The organism is Haoranjiania flava (genome assembly GCF_025631005.1).
GTDB classification, from domain to species: Bacteria; Bacteroidota; Bacteroidia; order Chitinophagales; family Chitinophagaceae; genus Haoranjiania; species Haoranjiania flava.
Genome location: NZ_JAOTPL010000001.1, coordinates 1 through 23,927, shown reverse-complemented (window position 1 = coordinate 23,927; position 23,927 = coordinate 1). Strand labels below are relative to the sequence as shown.

Here is a 23,927-nt window from a genome sequence, read left to right as displayed (position 1 = left end):
TGGTCACATGGAATAGCCTTTATTCATTCGCGGTTGGTATGCACCTTTGCTTATGGCTATTTCATGTGTATATTTTTATTTTTTCTTTATGGTCACATGGAATAGCCTTTATTCATCCGCGGTTGGTATGCAACCTTGCTTATGGTTATTTCATGTGCATTCACCTTATGATTTAGCATTTACAGAAATTTTTTTTCTTCTTATGATTTTGCAGTAGCATTTTTATTTAATTTACACTTAGAAATCCTATAAAGTCATTTAATTGATCAACCTGATACAAATTCTGCAAATGTCAAATTTTAATTTAGTGAGTGTACATCCGAAGCTTCCAATGCGGAACATAAACACAACAAAAGATTTTTATATAGGGAAACTGGGATTTACAGAGTTAGCCGACTACGGTGATTATCTGATTTTGGCTAAAGACAGTATCGAGATCCATTTTTTTGAATTCAAAGGCCTGGATATATACAGTAATTACGGGCAGGTTTATATTAGAACAAAAGATATTACAGGCTTGTGCCGGGCGCTACTGGATAGAAACGTGCGCATTCACCCAAATGCTCCATTGGAGACCAAACCCTGGGGGCAGCAAGAGTTCTGCCTTGTTGATCCTGATAATAACCTGATTACATTCGGAGAGCCTGTTTGAACTCGCTGGCAGCAGAATTACTGAGTTTTTAAATGCCGCTTAAACCCGGAATATGTTGAGATAATTTTAGTAGCAGCTTTAGGGCATATACGTTATTTATGAAATAGCGAAAAATAATCAAAGAAGTTGTATGTTTTGCCCTGCAGGGAAAGCATGCACCACAAATTTAGCAACACTTCGAAAAGCATATAAAATTTAAAAAGATCTGTTCACAATACACCACAACTATGCAGGCAAGAGAAGATAAATTGAAAAGAATTACCCAGTGGGCAAAAGAAAATAACGATGTCCGCGCCGTATTGCTGACCAGTTCTTTAGCAAGCGCCATCGCCCCGGTTGACGAGTTTAGTGACCTGGATATTGAACTGGTTTTTGATGATATTGATCCCTACCAATTCTCAAGCAAATGGGTGTGGGATTTTGGAAAACCGATTGCAATGGTGGAGGAAGATGAGACATTCTTTGAAGGAAAGAACGCGATGAAAATGGTGCTTTATGACGATCATGTGAAAGTTGATTTTAAGTTGTACAAAAAGCATGAGTTCATGCAGGATGCTCAAAAAGAGGAATTACCGGAAGACTGGGATGTAGGTTACAAGGTGCTGGTCGATAAAGATGGTATTACTACAGCATTAAAACCCCCAACTTATCAATCTGTGCTCATTAACAAACCGGAAGAAAAAAGATTTAACCAGTTGCTGAATGATTTTTGGTGGGACATGACTTATGTTGCCAAATGCCTGAAGCGCGATGAACTCTTCTATGCCAAATTCATGTCTGAAGATATGATGAGAACAGATTATCTGGTTCCGCTCATAGAATGGTATATTGGCAGTGAGCATGGCTGGAATATCACCACCAATAAACATGGGAGGCTGTTTAAAAAATATTTGCCGGCAGGCTTATGGGGAAAAATTGAGCAAACCTTTTCAGGAAGTAACCTTGAAGAAAACTGGAAGGCATTGTTTGCCTACGCGGATGTAGCTCACCTGCTGGGCACCGCCGTAGCTGTTAGGTTGGGATATAATTATCCATTCGACTTGGAAGAAAATATAAGAAGTTACCTTAGGTACGTAAAGCGTTAACGCAGGCAATATCCCGCGGATGTACTATGTGCCGGATGATTGAAAGCCTTTTCGGAAATGAATCTCAGGTTAAAACTGATGGCAGATAATTTCTTCCCAAAGGGTAAGTAATAGCGAACAATGAGTATCTTTAAAAGCTGAACTTAACCTTCCACCTTCCATTCCTTACGCTGCTGATACTGTTGAATAAATTTAGCGTAGTGCCCGTTTTGTTTCAACAAATCCTGCGGGCTGCCCATTTCTATTACTTTGCCTTTATCTAAAACAATAACCTGGTTAGCGGATTGTATGGTAACTGGACGATGTGCAATGATGATGACCGTCCGGTTTTTATCATGGCTAATGTTGGCAATAGCTTTACTGATTGCCCTTTCATTTTCAGGGTCCAGGGCTGATGCTGCTTCATCTATAAGTATCATGCGCGCCTTTTTCAAAAACGCCCTTGCAATGGATACCCTCTGACGTTCACCCCCTGAAAGCTGCAAACCGCTTTCTCCTGTTTTTGTGTCCCAACCATCGGGCAGGCGTTCCAACATTTCAGTAAGCTGTGCCGCTGCGGCTGCTTCTTTTAGTTCAGATTCTGTGGCATCGGGCTTGGCAATCAGCAGGTTTTCTTTTATGGTGATATCAAACAAATAAACGTCCTGAAAAATAATGGCAATGTCGTTCATCATTGTGTTGTAGTCTAATTTCCGGATGTCTGTTCCCCCAATTTTTATAGCTCCTTTATGCACGTCATAAAACCGGGCAATCAGCCGGACAAGGGTTGTTTTCCCCGAACCTGATGCGCCGATTAAAGCGGTGGCGCTTCCCGGCGGACAATGGAAAGAAACATTTTCTATTACAGGATTTTCGCCATAAGCAAACGCGATGTTTTCTGCTTGTACAGATGCGCTTTTAATGTCGTTAACCGGGCGTTCCGGCATTGGGAGCGTAGGGGTTTGTAATAATTGCTGTACACGTTTCATTGCATTGTCCATTGCCTCCAAAGCTCCGATCAATTCTGTGAAATGGCCTAACGGCTCAATAAACCGTACTGCCAAAATGAATAAAACAATAGCTTCCGGAACGGAAAACGATTGCTCAAGAAACAGATAGGTTGTCAAAAAAAGAACGGCAACAAACCCAACCGTAAGCGTACCGGTAAAACCTAAATAGGGCAATGTTGCCCGCCGCAATCCTTTGCGGTAAACGATACGGTGCCTTTCAAGCGCCCCCTGTAATGCTGCCGTACCTTCAACGCTTTTTCCAGCCGCCCGAAGTACCGTCTGAGCCTGCCCCAATTCGATCGCTTGTCCTGCAATTTTGGTAGCTTCCTTATCCAGTTTTACGTCTTCTTCCGCTGCTATCCTTGCGATCCATCGCAATACCAAAAGTGCAATGGGCATACACACCAGCAATAATACCCCTATTTTCCAGCTGATAAAAAAGGCGACAATGATAATTGCTACAGGAACGATTATGGCAACAATAGCAGGTGCTCCGATGGTTACAGCCAACTGTGAGATCAACCCCACATCAGCGGTGATGTTTCGGGCTAAACGCGCTTTTTTATCTGCTGTAAACCAGCCTAAGGGAAACTGTGTAACACGGCTCATTATATCGTTTCTTAATTGTTCAGCCAGTTTCATACTTGCACTAAATCCAACCGGCGAAGAAATGGCGGTTAAGATCAGGTAACATAAAAAAGCTATACCGCCTGTTGTCAACCAAATGGTGATCGAACTATAATCGGGTTGCGGTTCAAGCAGACAGTGGAGTATCGGTACAAGCATCGCCAATAGGATGCCCTGTAATAAAGCAAGAATAACGTTAAGTACCGTTAGCCTGAGAATAACCGATTTGTTCGGGAATAAAGTATAAAGTCGTTTTATCATTTTATTTCTGAAGATTTAGTGAATAGCTTGTGCCTCCCACATTTTCGCGTAAAGCGATTTATTGTTTAGTAATTGCTGATGTGTTCCTTTTTCAGCTATTCTTCCCTCCTGGAGCACTATAATCTGATGTGCATTGCTTATCGTATATAAGCGGTGGGCAATCATGATGACCGTTTTATTTTTTACAAGCGCGCTCAAGGCGCTTTGTACTAAGACCTCATTGTCGGGATCAAGCGAAGCTGTTGCTTCGTCCAGTATTACAATAGGTGCATCTGAAAGCATAGCTCTTGCAATGGTCAGCCGTTGTTGTTCGCCTCCCGATAACCCGAAGTTACCTTTTCCCAACACGGTGTCATAACCTTGGGGAAGCTGTTCGATAACTTCATGTATGTATGCGGCTTTCGCTGCTTTTATGATTGTCTCGTCCGTAGCGTCAGGACGGGCAATGCGGATATTTTCCCTTAAGGTATCTCTTAACAAAACGATGTCCTGAAATACCAAAGACATGCTGCTCAAAAGCTTTTGGGAACTTATTTGCCTGATGTTGATGCTGCCGATGGTGATGCTGCCCTTCCGGACATCATAGAAGCGGGGTAACAAATGGGCAATGGTTGATTTCCCCGAACCGGACCTGCCTACCAACGCTGTTACCGTTCCCTGCGGACATTCAAAGCTGATATCCCTGATTACATCATTGTTTCCGCAATAGGCAAACGATACGTTATGAAAAGCAACGGAATATTCCTGCGGTTGTTGCGGGTTATCACTTTCCGGAATCACATCCTGTAACAGCACTTCCTCAATATTGGATGCGGAAAGCCTGCCTTTACGCAATCCCTGCGAGCCATGTACGGCGGGAACGATGGCCGTAGGCAAACCAATGCCTACAATAAGAAATGGAAGAAAGTCTGCAACAGCAAGCATACCCTTGCTGATAAACAGCATTCCTGTAATAATCAAAACGCCTAAAAGGGTTACTTCGGAAGCGAACATGCGTGAAATTGCAGAACTGTACCTGGTTTCCGAAACCCAAACTTTAAAAGCATTGCTATATTCTTTTACAGCGTTATCAAAACGCGACAACAACCTTCCGCCGACACCAAAGGTTTTTACAACCGTAATGCCATCTGCATATTCCACAGATGATGTGCTTATTCTGGTCTCGGCATTTATAAGCCTGTTCATATGTGTGGTTGCCGAACGCATTGCTACCCTGAAGCTGACATACATCGTCAGCAAAACAGCTATACTGATAAGCGTCATCTGCCGGTTGACCACCCATAAATAGGCGATACTGACCGCAATTGCCGTTACCGCGCCTATCATCTCACGAAGTGAATGAGCGATGAGCTGGTGCATTTCCTCCAGGTCGGTAGTCATTACTTTCTTAATCACGCCCGAACCTTTTGCCCTGAGCCAACCCAGGGGTATAGTTCCCAAACGCCTGACAATACGGATACGGATTTTATGCAGGATTTCCGCATCGGCAATGTGTCCCAGCCGTGTTGAAAAGACCAATAAAACCATCCGAAGAAACGTTCCTGCTATCCCAATGGCTACCCACTGCCAAACTGCTTGAGAAGCGGTATTAGGATCCTTAAAGATGAGCACCGCTATTTCTGCGATGGCGATGTAAGGCGCTAATCCGAAAGCCGACGCCAGCATAGCTAACAGGCATCCTGCAATGATATAGCCCTTTACAGGAGATAGCAAACGGCTTAGAGCATCACTGCTCATAAGTTTCGTGGGTTGAGCGGTATCATTTAATTTTTCTTGACGGGTAAGGTTTTCTAATGCCATGTCTAATTTAATTTCATTCTAAATAATGTACCTTTACGGTAAGGTTTACGTCTGCAAAGTTCTTGATGAGTTACCGATGAGCATCAACGCTTTTGGAAGTATTAAAGCCGTAAAAGGAAGTTTGCTATGGGGTATAAAATGCAATTAGGAGAAGCGACTTTATTTGCTGAAAATGATTTTTTCAGCCCGCAATTATTGGAAAGTACTACGGTATATAAAGATGACAATATTTCAATGGAGCTGAACGATGTATCTTTAAGGAATTTTCATCTGATGCGTGGAAAACAATCTTCTGAAACGGACAGCACCTATTCTTTAAATTTTGATGATTCGTTTTATGTGGCTCATTTTGTCCTGAACAGTACTTTCACTAATGAAGGCCTTAATCTTACTGCATCGTGTGTAAATACTTACAGTGCCTATTACCAGCACAAAGAGCAGGCAGAAGCAGATAGTATCACTGCCGGACAACAACATGAATTTCTGGAGCTCGCTGTGCAGCGGTCATTTTTACAAAAGGTGATTGATGAAGAGGCGCCCTATTCAGAGGTTCTTTTCAACAGTTTACATAAAAATGAATACAGCACGGCCATCAAATGCCCCATAATGCCTGCCATGCTTCAGTGTATTAAAGACCTGGATAGCAGCCTGTTTACCGGTTCATTGCAACAGCTATTCCTGGAAACTAAAGCTGCTGATCTTTTTCTCCAACAGGTTCAATCGATTATAAACAACCCGGTTATTACAACTAAATTAAACAACCGTGATATTTCGTGCCTGCACGAAGCAAGGTTGTATATTGAAAAGAACTATCACACACCGTGTACCATCATCGACCTGGCTAAAATCGTAGGTATCAACCAGACCAAATTAAAAAGCGGCTTCAAGGAATTATTCGGAACTACTGTTTTCGGCTACGTCAAGGATCTTCAAATGGAAAAAGCGCGGCAACTATTGGTGTGCGAGAAACTATACGTCGGCGAAGTGGCCGACCAGATCGGCTATAAGCACCCGCAGCATTTTGCAGCAGCATTCAAGCGCAAATTCGGTATTTTGCCCAGTGAATTAAAAAGCTAATCGTGTGCTGGTTGAGTCAGCCGAGCTTTTGAAAGCAGGATCACCATTACAAAGATAATCAGGGAAAAAAACACCATCAGGCTAAACAGCAAGGTGTAGCCATATCTGTCAGCAAGCATGCCGCTTATCGGCAACATGGGCATAAAAAGCACAGAACCTAAAAAGCTCTGAAAAGAATAATCGGTAGCTTCCTTTCCCGCTCTCACTTTGTTCATGGCAATATGGAACACTACCATAGCCTTCCAGCCACAAGCAAAGCCGATAATCGAGCAAAAGAGCAGGTAAGCCGAATAGGGCAAAGCTTTATATTCAGCCATGAGCAGTGCGAAACCAATGGCGATGACAGAGCCGGTTATGGCTGTTATCAATTTTATCCTTTCACTCTTCTTTTTTAAGAATAAACCCGCCAAAAATCCACCGGCCATTGCAAACGACATGGTAATGATGCCAAACATAAATCCTACCTGCTCAAGCCGGTAACCTTTATCGATCAATAAAGGTCTTAGAAACTGAAACACGATTTCCAACGGTGTCTTTATAACCAGCAGCATCACTATCCATCTCAGGAACTCTTTCACCTTGAAATAAGAAAATATATCTTTCAGGCTTATTGAAGATGCCGAATTGTCTTTTGTGCTATGCTTGCTATATTTTAAAGTATAATATAACGGCAGAACAATTAGCACACAAAGAATAAGGATGCAGGCTGACCACCCAATAGCGTTGTAAACCATCAACAGCACACCGCCTCCGATGAGGAAACCAAAATAGGCGCCTCCTGACTGCATGCCATTGCCAATGCTTTTCTCACCATCGCTTAACGACCTGATGGCAAATGCGTCCACAGCCAGATCCTGCGTGGTCATAGAAATTACAGCAAGTGCCACTAATATGGTTAGCGGGACCATGTTGTCGAAGCCAAAAAATATAAGAGGAAATATAAATACTGCATATAATAACGTGGAGATGTTTACCCATCTAAAATACGTTCTCCCATATTTGTCCACGACAGGGGCCCACAAAAAGCTGAAGCCGTAAGGAGCAAGCGCCATTTGGAACCACCCTATTGCTTCCAGGGATAGGCCCTTGTCGCGCATAATTGCCGGCACAGCATGTCCGAAAAAAGCGATGGGAATTGTTTGCGTGGTAAACAGCAATATCAGCAGGGTGTATTTTTTATTTGTTTTCAAAACAGGGTATTAAAATTTGGCGATAATGCCTGCCCCGAATGTGGCAGGAAAGCCGAGCATAGCATAGGGTGCGCCGGACGGATATACAAATGAAAGGTAGCGTTCGTTAAAAATATTCCTTGCCCAAAATTGCAGCTCAATTTTATTATACGAAACTCCTGCCTTTGCGTTAACCAACGAATAGGGCTTTTGGACGACTGTGTTATCCACGTTCAGGTAGTGTTTCCCAAGAAGACTCCATTCGCCACGGATCGTACCTTTCAGGTTGCCCGCGATGATCTTTGAATACTGCGTAGCCAGCATGGACATATACTCAGGCTGCATGATAAGCTGGTTGTTTTTTAAGTTTATTTGGGTTCCGCTGCTTGCATCGGGTTTGGTCAACTTTGTATAGCTGCCATGATTATAACTGAAATGACAATCTATGCTTAGATCTTTAACCGGAACGGTCGTGATTTCCAGTTCTATTTCTTTTAGTTCTGCATTCCCTGTATTTCGTATGCCTGTTTCGGCCGGTGTATTTCCAAAGGCAGTAACCTGCATATCATTCCAATTAGTATAGAAGAGTGCCAGGTTGGTAAATAATTTTTGATCCAGCCAGCCCGCCTTGTATCCCAGTTCAAAATTGTCACTGAACTCCGGGCCATAAGCATAGAAATCAGGATCAAGGCTTCTTGTATTTAATCCGCCTGCCCTGAAACCTCTTGAGTAATTAGCATATACCATCATAGAATTATCGAGGTGGTAAGCGATATTAAATTTTGGTGACAGGGCTCTGTATTTGCCGTCCAGTCTTATTCTTTTTGCCAAATCCATATCGGGATAGCCCGCTTTTATCATGGTGGTTTGGGTGTACATATATTTGGTTTCCCTGTCGTACCGCAGCCCTGCGGTAATGTTCAGTTTGGATGTTGGCTTGTATGTTGCCTGTCCGAACAAAGCATAGCCGTTACTGGTAAGTTTTGATGGCGTTGAAAGCGTGTAAGGAGCATAAGGATTATCCAGGATGGTAGCGGCATCTTCCCCTGCTATCAATAAGGACGTTTCCTTTTCCGGATGATACATATAGAATGCTCCTGCCGTCCAACTCCATTTATCAGAAGTTTCGTTGGCACTGTTGAGGCGTATTTCCTGTGTGAACGTTCGGCCACTGTTGTCTTTCGGACGACCTCCATATCCCATTTCAAAAAAATCGTAAGCAGACCAATCGCCGTCCCAAAGTCCTTTGGCCACGAATTTGTCAGTATACTGAAACCCGGTAATGCTTGCCAGGTCAAACCATTTGCCGTAATGCTGTGCAGATAATGCTGCACTGTATATGTGCCTGCGGTGCACACCCTTCGCGTTTTGGGCAGTTACATAGCCGTCTGCCAGTGCAATGCTATCGTTCCTTATATACGGGAATGTACCATGATTGAAAGTCTGCTGTGCCTTTACATTCAGGAAGAAGGCCCAGTTCACAAACGGCAGGTACCGCAGATGTAAGCTGCCCTCTAACTGATCGTTTTTGTCCAACTTCTGATTGTCGAATGAGTTGGTGTAATAACCGTTTGTCTTATTGTAACTTCCTGAAAGTCCTGCAAACAATTTGTCTTTTACAATCGGGGTAGTAATTCCTGCCGAATAGCGTTGTGTTCCGTAGTTTCCCAACGAGATTTCCGCACAGCCGGACGTTACATTGCCAGGTTTTTTGGAAATGATATTGATTACGCCTGCCATGGCATTTCTCCCGTACAAAGTTCCTTGCGGCCCTCGCAGCACCTCAATACGCTCAATATTGTATAAATTACGTAATGTATTGTCAGCATCATACTGGATAATTCCGTCAACATATACGGACACAGACTGGTCAACTGCATTGGAATACATACCCCTGATGGCGTAAGAAGGCAGATCACTGCCTACGTGGGCAACGAGCAGATTGGGTACAACAGCACTCAGATCTTTCATTGACCAAAGCCGATAAGCTTCAACTTTTCTTGCGTTCAACACCGATACCGAAACAGGTGTTTTTTGTAAAAGCGTTGTCCTTTTTTCGGCAGTTAGAGTTATAGTTTCTAACGTGGCGGCATGCGGCGCCAATTTTATTTCTATCGTGTTTTGTTTGCCTTCGCTGATGTAAATAGTCTGCTTCACTTCTTTATACCCCATCGCATTTACGCTAATTTCGTAGGTTCCCGCAGCAATCTTATTAAAAGAAAAGTCACCCTTAATATTTGTATGAGTAGTTAATGATAGTGTTGAAATGGAAATGATGGCATCAGGGACAGGGATCCTTTCCTCAGCGTATACGCTTCCGGATAATCTTCCATTTTTCGATTGGGAAAATGAGTAAGGCAACGTGAATAGCCATACTAAAATAAAGATTATACATTTTTTCGGAGCAACTATTACCGGTCTATTTAGAATCATTTTAAATTATATTTGAATTGCCGCAAAATTCCAGCATTACTTGAGCTACCAGGTAACGCAAAAAGAAGTATTGATGCCGTGAATGGAAGAAAAGCTGTGAAATTCACAATTGCAAAGCGCTTAGATGATATTGGTGATTTTCCTGCTTCAACCATATCAAAAGATAGTACCAGAGGTTTCAAACCGGCTATGTCAGCGGCGCGTCGAAACCAGGCAGAGAGCTGTGCATAATAACTGGGCATTTACTGTAATAGACGTAGTTGCTTCTTGCTTGTTACAGGCTTAGAAATTCCGGATAATGGTTGTAGCTGGGTAAGCAATGAATACTTTGTACATAATTGCGGAGCATAACGCCTCATAGCTCAACTGTCATATAAAGTGCTATCTCATCAAGCTTATTATACAACTTCAAATTAAGGCCGGTAATCGAAAAGCCATTTTTTTGATAGAACATTATGGCCGGAAAATTCGTGTTCTGCACTTCAAGCTCTATAAGCCGGTACTTCTTTTCACCGGCATGTTTTATTAACTCGGTTATAAGAAGCGAACCTATACCTTTTCCGCGGTAGCTTTCCGCGATAAGAAAAGTCTCTATAAACAGCGTGTTATTCCAGTCCCTGTCCTCACAGATAATATAGCCGATAAGTTTACCATTATCGTAAGCGCCAAAAGAATGCCCTTGCGCAGCAATTTCATTCAGTTCCAGGATGTCTTTGGTATCCATGTGCCAGTACTTTACAAAAGTCTCTTCCAGCTTTCGGGGCTTGATTATGAAGTGAAAGCCTTCATTGCCTGCTTCCCTTACTGCTTCATATTTCCAGCCAGACCTATAGCCATTATGGCCCCAGTTGCCGAGGTGTGCTTGATCAATATTGTAGAGTGGTTTTATCGTCATTATATTTTTCTAAGGAATACATATTTAAGCTAATATTTCCAAAAAAACAAACCTACGATCAACCACCATTGTCCATGCCTGGCGCTTCCTGCGGAACCTTCCCGGCAAACTTTTGTAGCCTGAATGTAAAGCTGAGAAGAAAGTAACGGCCTAAACGCTTTACGTTGGTTTGTATAATATTATGCGCAGTTTGCGCTGAGGAAAAACCTGTATTTTCATTAAACAGATCATAGACTGAAAAACGAATGGCAGCCATGTTTTGCTTTAGAAAGCGGAACTCAATATAGGTATCGAACAAATTTGGGTTAGCGGCTCCCTGGAAATATTTATAAATCGTCTTATTGTAGGTGTAGCCCAGCGTCCAGTTCTTTAAAAAATACAGTTTGCCGCTAGTGCCGAGGGTAATGGTTTGAAAATTCTTGTTCAGATCAGCATCCGGTATGGCATTCCCGGAATGGCTGATCAGGTAATTGGCGCTGACGTCCGCATCTATCACATCAAGGATATCTGCCCTGAAACGAGCACCCTGCGCGAGTATTAGGATTTTGGCGATGTTTTTTCTTATCGCTTGATTCATGCCCTTGGAGTCGAGGACATCAGTGAGGTAAGCTATATTGTTGTTATAAGAAATGTTGCCATTCAACAGCCAGGTATATTTACGTTTGGCCCAGGCACCGGAGAGCACGTAATTGCCGGAAACATTGTAAAAGCCTGAAGTGTTACGATAGTTGGTGAGTATGGTGCCGGCCAATTTAGGGTCGGGTATATAATTGCCGGGATAAGTGACCGTATTGACTACAATCTTGTGATTGGTCTGTGTAAAGCTCAAGGTGGTAAAAAAGGTCTTACCTGTTCCATCACCGAATTTGTTATACCTGAGCTGCAGGGTATTGTTATACTCCGGCAGTAGTGTGGGGTTACCCTGAACAGGATAATTGGCATTAGAAAAATCGGTTACCGGCTGCAATTGATAATAAGACGGCGAACTGCTTTCTCCCGAAAAGTTAACGGCTATGGCCTGAAGATCTGAGAAGTTGTATACATACCGCAGTACGGGAGAAAAGTTGAGGGATGTCTTACGCGTGCTGGCCATAGCTGATGATGAGCCCTGGAGTAAGGCTGGCTGCGCGGCGAAACCTAATGTAACATTGTATTTCTTTTCTATAAGCCGGTAGTTGACTCCAAAACGGTTGATCATGAAATCGAACTTATAATCATTACTCAGATCGGATGCACGGTTTACTTCGCCGGTAGCGGAAAGAGTGTCCGTCAACCGGTCTGCTGTTATACTGGTGTTCTGAAAATTGTAATTGAATTCGAAGTATGACTTTTTACCTACTGGTTCCAGATACGACAACGATACACCTGCACTGTCTGTACGCCCGCTTGTATTGATGATCTGGTTTGCCGGAGCATTTGCTGTGCCTGCCATAAAATTGTAAACAGGATTTTCGTACCGATCACTTGTTACCGTACAGCCGTTGAGCAATATATTCATATTGCGTCCCCGCCTGCGAAAGCGATGATTGTATAATGCACTGATTCCAAAATTGATTGATGAAGAACGGGCCTGCAAACTTCTGGTATAGTCCGACATTAAAGCACCGCTGTCATTGCTTGCCTGCAACCTGCTTGCAACAGATTCATTGGTGCGCATATTACCATAAGAAAACGTGGGCATAAGTTTAAAATAGTTCAGGGTATCTGGCCTGAACTCTATATTGAAATGAGCGCGGTGATTCAAATTACGGTCATTCCTGTTGCTATTGCTCGTCTGTGTGGACGCGGATTGCCCCGATAGGTTATCTCTTATTGTTAGTGAAATAGTGTTTACTCCATTCTCCGCAACGCTGTAGCTTCCATAAACAGTGAGCTGTTTTCCCCAATCATCACGATAGTTAAATCCCAATGAGCGCACAGTAGTTATACCATTCTGTTTATCGCCAAACAGATCGGGCGGACCTTTTCTTCCACTTTCGCTAAAATCGAACAGGCTTGTGTTGGTATTGTTAAGGTCTCCTGAAAGGGTGATCTGCCGCTGGCCTTCGAAATTAAATATGTTAGTGTAAGCCGCATAGCGTCCGTTATTCCTTCCGCCCCTGCTTTGAGGAATCATATCACCGCCACCACCTGCTGTTGCCAGGGCAAAATAACCATGATTCTTGTCTTTTCTTATATTGATGTTCATCACCTTTTGTGCATCGCTGGTTTTAATTCCTGTAAGCCTGGCCTGATCGCCGTGATCATCTATTACCTGCACATTCTGCACCAGTTCTGCAGGTAAATTTCGGGTAAGGCTTTTTACATCACCGGCCATGTAATCCTTTCCATTCAGTTGTACTTTACTTACCTGTTTGCCCTGTACAGAGATGCTGCCGTCTCTGCTAACTTCCAATCCCGGCATTTTTTTAAGTGCATCTTCTATTACGGCACCTTTACGCACTTTGTATGCTGCAACATTATATTCAATCGTGTCCTCCTTCATTCTCACAGCGGTAATGCTGCTAACGGTAACGTCTCTAAGTGTAGTTGTATCGCTTTTCAAAATGACCGGCGATAGTTCGACAGCCAATCTGCCGGGCGGAAGCCTATAGCTATACTTTGCCTGCTGATAACCAATAGAAGTAACCAGCAGGCTGAACTGATTAACCGGCACTGAAAGAAAGTGATACCTGCCCTGGTCATCAGCGGCAACAACTAAGCTGTCCTTAGCGGTTAATAATTTGATCGTTGCTCCAGGCAGTGCTGTGCCTTCCGCATTGTTTACAACACCACTTACCTGGCGGCCGGTTTGCGCATACAATTGAGTGGTTAAAAACAATACGATGACTGTAAGGAAATGCGTTTTCATATTTTTAATTTTGTGCGTTGCAGACTAAAACGGTGGCTGAAATTTTCTTCCCGTCTTTATCTGATTGAATATGACTATCGTTACCCTGTTACCTATCTTTAAACCTGATGCTGAAATGGCACCGGCTGAGTTTCTTATAGTAGTGCGATCCGTAATTTTAATAGGGCTGCGTAACCCGACAGGAATAACCAGTACAGTGTTCCCGATAAGATTGATGCCACCGATGATGAAACCCTTGCCGCCAGGCAGGTATATTAAAATGGTCTTGAAGAGTATTAAGTTGGCCGGGTCTGTTTGCCAAGCTCCAAAATAAATCATCATCCATCCGATTCTGATGAATGGCACGTCTTTAAATACCATAACTTTGATGAGGAATGCACAATAGGTAAAGAAGATAAATATTGTTATTAAGCGGATCTTCATAAGACAAAACAAAAACTTTATTCAACTACCAAAAAACGTAATAGATAGCAAGCTTATGAACACAGACGGGGAGAGGTGTGTATGCGACCAAGGATTGTTTTAGAAGTTAGCAGATAATAATTTACTATTCGTCGGTAAAAAACGGGGCGCCGGCGGTTGCGTTTGCAGGTAATTTCTAAATAGGTTATATTGCCTACTTTATAAATCCATGATACACCTATCAAAAAATAAACGGATCACGCTATTGGTGCATGTTCTGGCATGGTGTGTATTCGGGCTGGCTATTTTCTTTTATGTTCCATTCCTTTCAGGTATTGATATTCATTATCAATTCTGGGTCAGGCAAGTAATTACGCTTGGCCTGCTCGTGATTGCATTTTATGTTAATGCGTTTGTTCTGGTGCCGAAGTTTTTGCTAAAAAATCGTACAGGAGCTTATTTTGCTATCATACTTAGTGTTATTATAGCGATCATATTTTTAGACGGATGGAGTGAGCCGGCACTTAACCTACAGCAAATATTGTTTAATGAGGCTTTTCATAAACGCGTGATGATGCAAATATTGGCACATCGCGGAGAAAATATATTGCAAGTTTTTACTTTAGTGATTTCTGTACTAGTGCTGGGTATCAGCACCAGCCTGGCGACCATTGGGAAGTGGCAGAAAGACAAGCAAAAACGAGACGAACTGGAGAAAGATAAAATAACTTCGGAATTATCATACCTTAAGGCGCAAATCAACCCTCACTTTTTCTTTAATACGTTGAATAATATTTATGTACTTACAACGGTTGATGCGGAGATGGCACGCCAGGCCATTCACCGGCTTTCGCGCATGATGCGGTACCTGCTTTATGAAACGCATCAGGAAGAGACACTATTGAGCCAGGAAATTGCCTTTGTGAAAGATTATATCAAACTGATGCAACTGAGGCTGACTGATGCGGTGAAGGTGCGTATTGATACGCCTTCTGACTTAGTGGATATGTCTATGTCGCCCATGCTGCTACTGCCTTTCCTGGAAAACGCATTTAAGCATGGAGTGAGCGCAACTCAGCGAAGCCACATCGACATCCGCATCCTGCAACGCGCCAGCATGCTTGATATTACCATAAAGAATGCGATTATAAATGACTTTAGTGTTGATATAGATACTAACAGCGGTATTGGCCTGGTAAATACAAGGCGGCGGCTTGATTTGCTTTATCCCGGTAAGCATAAATTGGATATATGCGAACTGAATGCGGATAATGAATATACTGTTCACTTAATTCTTAATTTATCATGACTTTAAATTGCATAGCAGTAGATGATGAACCCCTGGCGTTAGAGCAGGTGAGCAAATTTATTGAACAGACTCCATTTTTTAAACTGGTGGGAAAATATTCAAATGCTTTGCACGCATTGAATGCGATTCACACGCAGAAGATAGACGTAGTGTTCCTGGACATACAAATGCCCGACCTTAACGGCATTCAACTGGCGCGAGCCCTGGATAAACGAACGAATAAACCACACATTATATTTACAACTGCTCATCATCAGTTTGCCATTGAAGGCTATCAGGTAGATGCGCTGGATTACCTGCTAAAACCTTTTAACTATGAAGAGTTCCTGCGTGCAGGCAATAAAGCTTTACATTACACAGAGTTACTGAATAGACGTGCTACACCACCCGTTATCTCAAATGAGCCTGAACACACCCATGAGCATTATATCTTTTTAAAAGTAGAATATCAACTCGTACGCATAGCCTTGGACGATATCTTGTATATTGAAGGGTTGAAGGATTATGTGAAAGTTCAATTAAAGAATACAGAAATACCATTACTCTCCCTCACCAGCCTGAAGGCCTTGGAAGAAAAATTACCCGCGAAACGTTTCATGCGCGTACATCGTTCGTTTATTATTTCGCTGGACAAGATCACTTCGATGACCAAAAGCTCAGTACATATTGGCAAGATACTGATCAACGTGGGCCATCAGTATAAGGATATCTTCTCACAATTTATTGGTAAATGGAATTGACCCATAAAACTTAACAGTGTTTAAATATAATTAAACATGGCTTTGCTTCTTAGTTAATATTGCTTTATCAACCATCTGATGATTTTTCCTTTTTTATTATTCAGTGAATAAATAATTCTCAAGCTATCCACAGAGATAATTATTTTTGACCTGTCCGGCCATTAATTGCTATTCAAATCGATAACCCTCAGGCAATCTGCTTTTACAATGCATAAGTTCGAAACAGAACTCTCAAGTGTGATGATAAAGTGCTATCTTAGCTCTAAACAAATCCTGGCGTCCGATAATACAGTGAAGAATAAATTAAGTCGGCATCTGTAATCAATGTGTTAGCGGCAGCCATTTGTAATATGCTTAGCAAAGAAAAAAAATTTGAATAGTTGCAAATGCTTTGTCAATTGCCGGATAGACAAGATGCGGTTAATAGCGATGAATAACTTTTTGTAACTATGCAAGTATGACACCACTTTTTGATTTAAAACATATTTTAAACCAGTATTTCCGAAACTACGAGGTTTTGCCAATCCCCGGAGGGGCTACTGCTGCTTGTCTGTATAAAATAATCACAAAAACTAAAGGGACTTACATCTTAAAAACACAGCCTGCCAATGCTGCATCTTACAGCCTTTGCAGCGAAAAACAAAATTATGAATGGCTGCTGAATAAAGTTCCCGTTCCTGCCGTGGCCTTTTTTTACACAACAGGATCAGAGGAACTGCTTTGCGTCTCAGAATTAAGCGGTAAAACCCTTGAGGCCTATATCGGCGAACTCAATACTGAAGAAATAGTCACCCGTTATGCACGTGCATTGAAGCTCCTGCACTCCCTGCCAATAGACAGCGCGGCACAGGTACAGCCGCTCGACACTATAATCAGTAAAGCAAGGTTTAATCTGGATAACAGCTTGATGGACATGGACGACCTGCAACCGGAAAACCGGTATTCAACTGCTTCACAACTGTTTTACAGGCTGCTGGAATTAAAGCCATCTGATCATGAACTGGTATTTACCCACGGAGATTACAGCCTTGACAATATCATCTTTCATGAAGATCGCCTCAGTGGGTTTATTGATATCGGCGGCGGAGGGGTGGCCGATAAGTACCGGGATATTGCCATTGCAGTAAGAAATATTCAGGATCACTTTGATGATGACCTGGTCAGTCTATTCTGCCATGAATACGGAATGTCCGGGTTGGATGAGCGTAAAATGAAATTCTACAGACTGCTCGATGAATTTTTTTAGATACTTTAGAGGTGCTGAACCGGATACTGTCCAAAGTGAGTCTTATTACAATATATTTTCTGAGCAATGTTAACGGTTGCTTTTATAGTTCCCCCCGAAAATCGGACAAGTTTAGTTGGAAAACCATTAAATTTTGACGTCCTCCCATATTTCGTAGCAGCTTAAATTGTAGAATCGGGGCTGTTTTCTATTAGTTGTAAGCCTGCGGACGCAATGATGTGTGGTCACTTATTTGATCCTTCTGTTTAAAGATCGTAACACATCATTGCGTACGTAGGAGCCGCCGGCAGGCATAAAATAATTGTATTTACATCTGCTGGCTTTTCCACCAATCAATAAATTCAGCTGGTGTTTTATCACCCAAAGAACTATGAGGCCGGAACTCGTTATATTCTATTCGCCAAGCCTCGATTTTTTCAGTTGCGTCCTGTAAAGATAAGAACCAATGCGCATTTAAACATTCATCTCTAAAACTTCCATTGAATGACTCTATAAACGGATTATCCGTCGGCTTACCTGGCCGGGAATAATCCATTGTAACGTTGTTTTCATATGCCCAGCGATCCACTTCCTTAGAAGTAAATTCACTGCCATTGTCTGTCTGGATTCTTTGAGGAGATATACCTCTTTGCGCCTGGATTTGCTCCAATGCGCTCACAACATCACTTCCTTTCAATGATTGGCCTGTTACAATACCCAAACATTCAGGACTAAAATTATCCACTATAGTTAAAGCCCTGAACTTTCTGCCGTCAAATAGCGCATCACTGACAAAATCCATCGACCAACAGGCGTGTAAACTGTTGTTATCAGGGCGTTCCACACGATGTGCTCCAGCCTTGCTACGTCTTGGCCTCTTACCTCTTAGATTAAGCCCTTCTTCCTTGTACACCCTATAGACCCGTTTGTGATTATCCTTCCAACCCTCACGCCTGAGCAAAGTCTAAACACGCCAATGACCATACCTGATCCTCGTTTCGGCTATTTCTCTAATTCTATGCCGCAGGGGTTGATCTTCTCTGCGACGATGCTTGTAATAAAACACCGAATGATAAATCATCATGACCTGACAAGAACGCCTGGTTGATACCTTGTACTGTTGCATGAGATATTCGGCTAATGCTTTTTTCTGCGCAGGTTTCAGAGCTTTTTTTTTATCACGTCCTGCAACATTTGTTTATCTAAACTCAGGTCGGCCACCATTTGCTTTAACCGGGCGTTCTCGTCCTTATGCATCCTGAGTTCCCGAAGCTCCGATACGCCTAAACCGCCATACTTTTTCTTCCAATTATAAAAAGTAGCTTCCGAAATCCCCATCTTCCGGCAGATCTCCTCAACCCTTACACCTTGCTCAGATTGCCGTATCGCAAACACGATCTGGGCCTCTGTAAATTTTGACTTTTTCATGCGCAATATTTCATTTTTCAATTTATGAATATTGCCCCAATTTTCTACTTTTAAACGCTACGGTTTTTAGGGGGGAGGTCAAAGGATGAATACATAAACTTCAATCGAATTCCTGAAAAAACTATACATAAGTATAGGAAATGAGCATACTGCAAAGCTTTATGAGGATTTTCTTAAGATTATTTTACTTTTGGGAAGTAATAGTTTTAGACATGGAGAACCGTTATCATAGAAATAGAATTTATATAAACGAAGAAGATCAAAGAACAATCAAAGAGTTCAGGATTTTATTAGCCGGCGCAGGCATTGGCAGTGTCATAGCTGAATGCCTTCTAAGATTTGGATTTGAAAATCTTACAATCATAGACGGAGATAAGATAGAGCTCAGCAATTTGAACAGACAAAATTATACGGAGAGTGATATTGGTAATTATAAAACCATCTCTCTGCAAACAAGATTACTTAGCATTAATAAGAATGCGAGGATAAAGATATTTTCAGAATTTATTACAGTTGAGAATGTGAGCAATTTTATACATGATTTTGGTATTGCTATCAATGCACTTGATTTTTCCTCTAACGTACCATTTCTATTCGATGAAATATGTCAAAAGAAAAATATTCCGGTCATTCATCCGTATAATTTCGGATGGGCCGGTTTCGTAACAATCATTTCACCAACCGGAGATCCAATGGATATGCTTGGAAATAACTTTATGAATTTTGAATTCAAGGTCGCGGCTTTTTTGATTGATAATTTAAAGAAAACAGGACAACAATATACTTGGATTGAGGATTTTATAAATGAATATAAAGCTGAAAACTTAAATTTGTCACCCCCTCAACTATCTGCAGGCGTTTACCTGCTTGCAGCAATGGTAAATGAAATTATTTTTAGTTTTGTTAGGGATAAGAAGATAAAATACTTCCCTGACTTTTATTTTACCTCTTTGATTAGTTAATGCTGTCCCATCATTCACAATTTCAAATAGTTGGTAATATATACAAACGCTTCGGCTATATTATTCACGCCCATTTTTTTAAAAAGCTTGCTTTTGTGAAATTTTATGGTCGTCTCAGACAAGTGAATGTTTTCTGAAATTTGTTTATTTGTTAAGCCTTGTGCGGTAAGAAATAGAATTTCTCTTTCTCTGGATGATAGTTGCAGCCCATTCTTCAGCTCCCATTTTTCATTATCAAAATCATATTGATAAATTTGGTTTGTGCCGGTTTTCATTATTTCCACATTGCCTATGCTGGTATCAGAAGCCATGGTAACCAAACCCATCGCCAGCCAGATATTATTGAACTCATCAACTTTTATGGGCGTTAATTTATGGTTAACCAATATGTATTCTCCCTTGCTTTGCCTAAGATGAAAGTTATATGAAATTGTATGTAAGAATTTATCTTCAACCCCAAGACTATTAAAAAACTCAAAGCCAACCTTATTGATTTTTACTAACATCTTTACTTCGTTTTCGGGCACATGATCTATAAAAAAATTAAAACCCTGCTCTTTTACTTTGGGTGCCTTTTTACCGCATAAGAACATGGAATTATCAGGCAAATACAGAAAGTTTTGTTTGTAATAATCAAAGATGTAAACACATTGATGGCTGGCTCTGGAAATGGCTTTTGCTGTTTCTACGTAAGAAGTTAAACCCAGATAATCATTTCTACCTTTAGGCAGTACTACCAGGCTTACTTCCTCAAAGCTTTTTGGTGTTATACTGTTTTTCATATGGGATAATTTTTCATTCTTTACAAAATTAAATTAATTCAATAAAAGAAGAACTACACTAAAGTATAGTATTTTATGAAAAATCACGAAATATAACCATAGCTATCTAACTTTGTCCGTCGGAGTAATTAAACCTAAAAAAAAATGCATTACATACCTGAAGATTATTATTTAAGTACTCTTCAAAAAAATGAGATAAAACAACTGCTAAGCTCTTTTATATTAGATATATACGACCACTTTGATTTTATAAATTTTACACAAAAAGATTATTTGGAAGAGCTTGGGGTTCTATATGCTGAAGATACCAATTACTTCAGCAACTCGGTATATTATGTTTTACGGGATCATAAAAAAAATAATATACACGCATCAATACGAACTACTTTACGGGATAGAAATTGCACATTACCCATAGAAAAATTGTTTGGTATAAAAATAGATCGGTTGCCGTTTATTGAAACGCAAAATATATGGCATGTTGGCAGGTTCTTTATCTCGAATAAAATACCGGGTAACAGAATAAAACTTCTGAAGAAAATGTTGTTCAATGCTTTTTATCCCATAGCATCGATTGGGAACAGCATTTTATTTGCAGAATGTGATGCGAAGCTGATCTATACACTTCGTAAATTTGGTATTAATGTAGAGACGTTAGGTAGCTCAATTGAATATATTTGTTCTGAAACCTTTCCCATTTGTATACAAGACGATACGTTGATGTCATTTATAAAGAAGAATCAAACATATTTTGAAGAAGAAAATGAAAAAGATGTAGATTTATTTTTAGCCATTAAGTCATTTATTATTTAGGGGAATTAATAGGCTTGATATAACAAATGGAGCGGATGTTCCATTTATAATCAAATTCAGTATGTTAACTAAGATTTCCAATAAGTTATGTTAGCCAGGAAGCACTTGTCTCAACAAATAATATTTGCAATTCCAAACAGCCACAAAGGCATTTAAAATTATTGTATGATTAAGAACAAATGAACTATTAAGGTAAATGAAAGAGAGCCGTAAGTTGCGGCTCCCTGAATGTAAAAAAATAGTTTGGCATTATGTCTTTATAAAGAAAAATTTGTAGAATTTCAATTGTCATACGATTTATCTGTCCATATTCCGAATAATAAGGATTAATGCTGATTTCGTCATTTCTTTTTATTTGGTTCTATGTACATAACATTTGATGGTATTATAGTTTTTCCAGTTATGGGAAAGTTTTCAACTCTTAGGTTTGATGTAGTATAATCAATTGCTTCAAAATAACCATGGATGGTTATAGGTTTTCTTGTTCTAATGCCCTTAATTGTGGCAGTATAAGGTACATTAGCTAAATGTTTCATAGCATTAAATGTACACAAAGAACGAGTTTGAGGGGGTACAGGTACTGTATAGCTGTCACTTAATTGAATAGTCTTGCTATTTCCTGTTGTGTATTCTAATGAAGTAGTATTTCCAGTAGTAAAGGTGAAAGAAGAGCTAGCTTGTATTATTTTAAAGAGTTCAAAACTAGCACTGATATTTGCAGTATACTGATAGGAGACGCCGGAAGACTCTTTGAAATCGTACTTATCTTGTTTGATTTCTGTAAAGGTAACTGTTCTAGATCCAATTTCATTTGTTGGATTTTCAACAGTCTTTTGAGAAATTACAGTTGGGGTTGAAGATAATATTATAGCATTATCAATATCCATTGTCATCTGTAGGATTTGAAACTCATCATTTGGAATAACATTGAATTGCTGATAAAGAGAATTGGAATTGCGCTGCAATGAGACATTTCCTTGATTATTTGTAATAACTCTATAATAAATATCCCATGGACTATCATCTCCCGCAAAAGGGATATCATTATTTTGAACTATATATCCTTTATTATTTGTACCTGTCAAGAAATCCCAAGCAAAACCAAATGTACTTCCCACATCATTTTGTTTGGTATAAACGATTTAAGTATTAGGATCACTTTGATATGAGCCTATTCCAACTGGCTTTTTTTCTTTGTAAGAGTAGATCATATACGGGATGCCAGATGATGCTGGTAAAAATTTTAAATAAAATAGATGTGCTTCACTGGGGTTAGTTGTATACGAATCAAATGTGAGGGGCTGACCTGCACCGTTAGTTTTTAAAGTATTTTTCCAAAATAGCTGTTAATAGTACTCAATTGAAATTCAATTCCTTCAAGCTGATAAAGGTCACTCCAAACATCCCCCGACCTAACCACAGACATGTTCTTTTTTTGTTGATTTAGGTAATCTTCTTTTTTCAAAGGAATAATCGTGTCGTTCAAATTGGAAAAGGTTTTAGATAAAAATTTTTCACTACTATGACCTGATATTTTAGATGATTTATGAGTTTCATCAACAATAAGTTCATTTTTCTTCGTACAGGAAGTCGCCAAAAATGCAAAGGCTAATGCCATTAAAGCGAACTGTGTGATTTTTTTCATGATTATATATTTTGTTTAATTAATGTGTCCTTATTTCCCATCTAATTGAATCCATATAAGGTTGGAAGTTTTCTGAAATATTAAGAAGTTCCATTTCAACAAGAACACCCTTTTTGAACGTGAATATTGTAGTAACAATAACAGTTTGTAATTTTTCTGAGTAATAAAGTTTTTCACTTCCGTCAGTTTGTATAATCAAACTTGTTGGATTGCCATATTTGGCAACAAAGTCTTTTTTGGGTAGTCCCATAGACGTTATGTTAATAAACTTACTTTCTTCCGGATAATTGCTTCCATACTGTAAAGCTTTACAAGAAATCAAAGTAGAAACTAAAAAAAGGAATAATAATGAATTTTTAATGATCATGATTTGGTTGATAATCTTCACGTTGCTATTTTATCAGAATTTTTTTCTATTCATTTATGAAAGTATTCAAATTTCCTATGTTAGGAATATTAAGATAATATTTTATTGAAAAATCTATACTTTGGTTTAGTATTTCTTACATGTTGATCTTAGCAACATTCGTTTAATTTTTTAGCTGCATTATCAACGAACTATAAATGGTAGCTAAAATATTTAGTATTTATACTAAATATTTTAGTTTTTAATCTATACCTTTACTTCCTGAAAAGGAGGAAACATGTATCTGAACTGTAAAAAATATTACAGCCTGCGCTACGGCACATATTCAACCGGCAAACTTGTCAAGGAAGCGGCGGATAAAGGCGTTCGTTCGCTGGCTTTAACCAACATCAACAATACATCAGATGAGTGGGAG

19 protein-coding genes and 1 pseudogene are annotated in these 23,927 nt (G+C 40.3%); 8 read left to right on the top strand and 12 right to left on the bottom strand.

Annotated features, from left to right (window positions below):
• The first annotated feature begins 289 nt into the window (after positions 1-289).
• Both OD355_RS00100 and OD355_RS00095 read left to right on the top strand, forming a co-directional pair.
• Positions 290-652 carry a bleomycin resistance protein gene (locus tag OD355_RS00100; protein WP_263036402.1) on the top strand — a complete coding sequence of 121 codons (363 nt, stop codon included), beginning with the start codon at positions 290-292 and terminating at the stop codon, positions 650-652.
• A gap of 227 nt (positions 653-879) precedes the next feature.
• On the top strand, positions 880-1,737 hold the full coding sequence (locus OD355_RS00095; RefSeq protein WP_263036401.1) for an AadS family aminoglycoside 6-adenylyltransferase: 858 nt from the start codon (positions 880-882) through the stop codon (positions 1,735-1,737).
• A gap of 143 nt (positions 1,738-1,880) precedes the next feature.
• Here OD355_RS00095 and OD355_RS00090 read toward each other — a convergent pair whose 3' ends face one another.
• Positions 1,881-3,614, bottom strand: a complete 1,734-nt coding sequence (locus OD355_RS00090) for an ABC transporter ATP-binding protein (protein WP_263036400.1) — start codon at positions 3,612-3,614, stop codon at positions 1,881-1,883.
• 15 nt (positions 3,615-3,629) lie between these two features.
• Positions 3,630-5,414 (bottom strand): ABC transporter ATP-binding protein, encoded by a 1,785-nt coding sequence (locus OD355_RS00085; protein ID WP_263036399.1) that lies wholly within the window; start codon positions 5,412-5,414, stop codon positions 3,630-3,632.
• Positions 5,415-5,540: 126 nt separating this feature from the next.
• On the opposite strand from OD355_RS00085, the gene OD355_RS00080 reads away from it, so the two are divergent.
• Positions 5,541-6,491: a helix-turn-helix transcriptional regulator gene (locus tag OD355_RS00080; protein WP_263036398.1), complete on the top strand. Its 951-nt coding sequence runs from the start codon at positions 5,541-5,543 to the stop codon at positions 6,489-6,491.
• Here OD355_RS00080 and OD355_RS00075 read toward each other — a convergent pair.
• The 5 genes from OD355_RS00075 to OD355_RS00055 form a co-directional block, all read right to left on the bottom strand.
• A complete protein-coding gene (locus OD355_RS00075) occupies positions 6,488-7,681 on the bottom strand; it encodes an MFS transporter (RefSeq protein ID WP_263036397.1) in 1,194 nt (397 codons plus the stop codon). The genes OD355_RS00080 and OD355_RS00075 overlap by 4 nt on opposite strands.
• Positions 7,682-7,690: 9 nt before the next feature.
• Positions 7,691-10,093 (bottom strand): TonB-dependent receptor, encoded by a 2,403-nt coding sequence (locus OD355_RS00070; RefSeq protein WP_263036396.1) that lies wholly within the window; start codon positions 10,091-10,093, stop codon positions 7,691-7,693.
• Positions 10,094-10,448: 355 nt separating this feature from the next.
• Positions 10,449-10,988, bottom strand: coding sequence for a GNAT family N-acetyltransferase (locus OD355_RS00065; protein WP_263036395.1), 540 nt, complete (start codon positions 10,986-10,988; stop codon positions 10,449-10,451).
• A gap of 58 nt (positions 10,989-11,046) precedes the next feature.
• Positions 11,047-13,839: an outer membrane beta-barrel protein gene (locus OD355_RS00060; protein WP_263036394.1), complete on the bottom strand. Its 2,793-nt coding sequence runs from the start codon at positions 13,837-13,839 to the stop codon at positions 11,047-11,049.
• A 24-nt stretch (positions 13,840-13,863) separates the two neighbouring features.
• Positions 13,864-14,262: a hypothetical protein gene (locus OD355_RS00055; protein ID WP_263036393.1), complete on the bottom strand. Its 399-nt coding sequence runs from the start codon at positions 14,260-14,262 to the stop codon at positions 13,864-13,866.
• Positions 14,263-14,470: 208 nt separating this feature from the next.
• On the opposite strand from OD355_RS00055, the gene OD355_RS00050 reads away from it, so the two are divergent.
• The 3 genes from OD355_RS00050 (at position 14,471) to OD355_RS00040 (ending at position 17,536) form a co-directional block, all read left to right on the top strand.
• Positions 14,471-15,550 (top strand): sensor histidine kinase, encoded by a 1,080-nt coding sequence (locus OD355_RS00050; protein WP_263036392.1) that lies wholly within the window; start codon positions 14,471-14,473, stop codon positions 15,548-15,550.
• Positions 15,547-16,290: a LytR/AlgR family response regulator transcription factor gene (locus tag OD355_RS00045; protein WP_263036391.1), complete on the top strand. Its 744-nt coding sequence runs from the start codon at positions 15,547-15,549 to the stop codon at positions 16,288-16,290. Before OD355_RS00050 ends, OD355_RS00045 begins: the two co-directional genes overlap by 4 nt.
• Positions 16,291-16,747: 457 nt before the next feature.
• The gene (locus OD355_RS00040) at positions 16,748-17,536 is read left to right on the top strand and encodes an APH(3') family aminoglycoside O-phosphotransferase (RefSeq protein WP_263036390.1); all 789 of its coding nucleotides are present in this window, start codon (positions 16,748-16,750) and stop codon (positions 17,534-17,536) included.
• Positions 17,537-17,843: 307 nt separating this feature from the next.
• Here OD355_RS00040 and OD355_RS00035 read toward each other — a convergent pair.
• Positions 17,844-18,943: pseudogene (locus OD355_RS00035) on the bottom strand (IS3 family transposase).
• Positions 18,944-19,083: 140 nt separating this feature from the next.
• Between OD355_RS00035 and OD355_RS00030 the strand changes: the two are divergent.
• On the top strand, positions 19,084-19,905 hold the full coding sequence (locus tag OD355_RS00030) for a ThiF family adenylyltransferase (protein ID WP_263036389.1): 822 nt from the start codon (positions 19,084-19,086) through the stop codon (positions 19,903-19,905).
• Between the two features lie 14 nt (positions 19,906-19,919).
• Here the strand turns inward: OD355_RS00030 and OD355_RS00025 are convergent, their stop codons facing one another.
• Positions 19,920-20,687, bottom strand: coding sequence for a helix-turn-helix domain-containing protein (locus tag OD355_RS00025; protein WP_263036388.1), 768 nt, complete (start codon positions 20,685-20,687; stop codon positions 19,920-19,922).
• 144 nt (positions 20,688-20,831) lie between these two features.
• On the opposite strand from OD355_RS00025, the gene OD355_RS00020 reads away from it, so the two are divergent.
• Positions 20,832-21,500 carry a hypothetical protein gene (locus OD355_RS00020; protein ID WP_263036387.1) on the top strand — a complete coding sequence of 223 codons (669 nt, stop codon included), beginning with the start codon at positions 20,832-20,834 and terminating at the stop codon, positions 21,498-21,500.
• 341 nt (positions 21,501-21,841) lie between these two features.
• Here OD355_RS00020 and OD355_RS00015 read toward each other — a convergent pair whose 3' ends face one another.
• The 3 genes from OD355_RS00015 to OD355_RS00005 form a co-directional block, all read right to left on the bottom strand.
• The gene (locus OD355_RS00015) at positions 21,842-22,618 is read right to left on the bottom strand and encodes a hypothetical protein (RefSeq protein ID WP_263036386.1); all 777 of its coding nucleotides are present in this window, start codon (positions 22,616-22,618) and stop codon (positions 21,842-21,844) included.
• 203 nt (positions 22,619-22,821) lie between these two features.
• On the bottom strand, positions 22,822-23,145 hold the full coding sequence (locus tag OD355_RS00010) for a hypothetical protein (RefSeq protein ID WP_263036385.1): 324 nt from the start codon (positions 23,143-23,145) through the stop codon (positions 22,822-22,824).
• Positions 23,146-23,164: 19 nt separating this feature from the next.
• Positions 23,165-23,533, bottom strand: coding sequence for a hypothetical protein (locus OD355_RS00005; RefSeq protein ID WP_263036384.1), 369 nt, complete (start codon positions 23,531-23,533; stop codon positions 23,165-23,167).
• Positions 23,534-23,927: the final 394 nt, after the last annotated feature.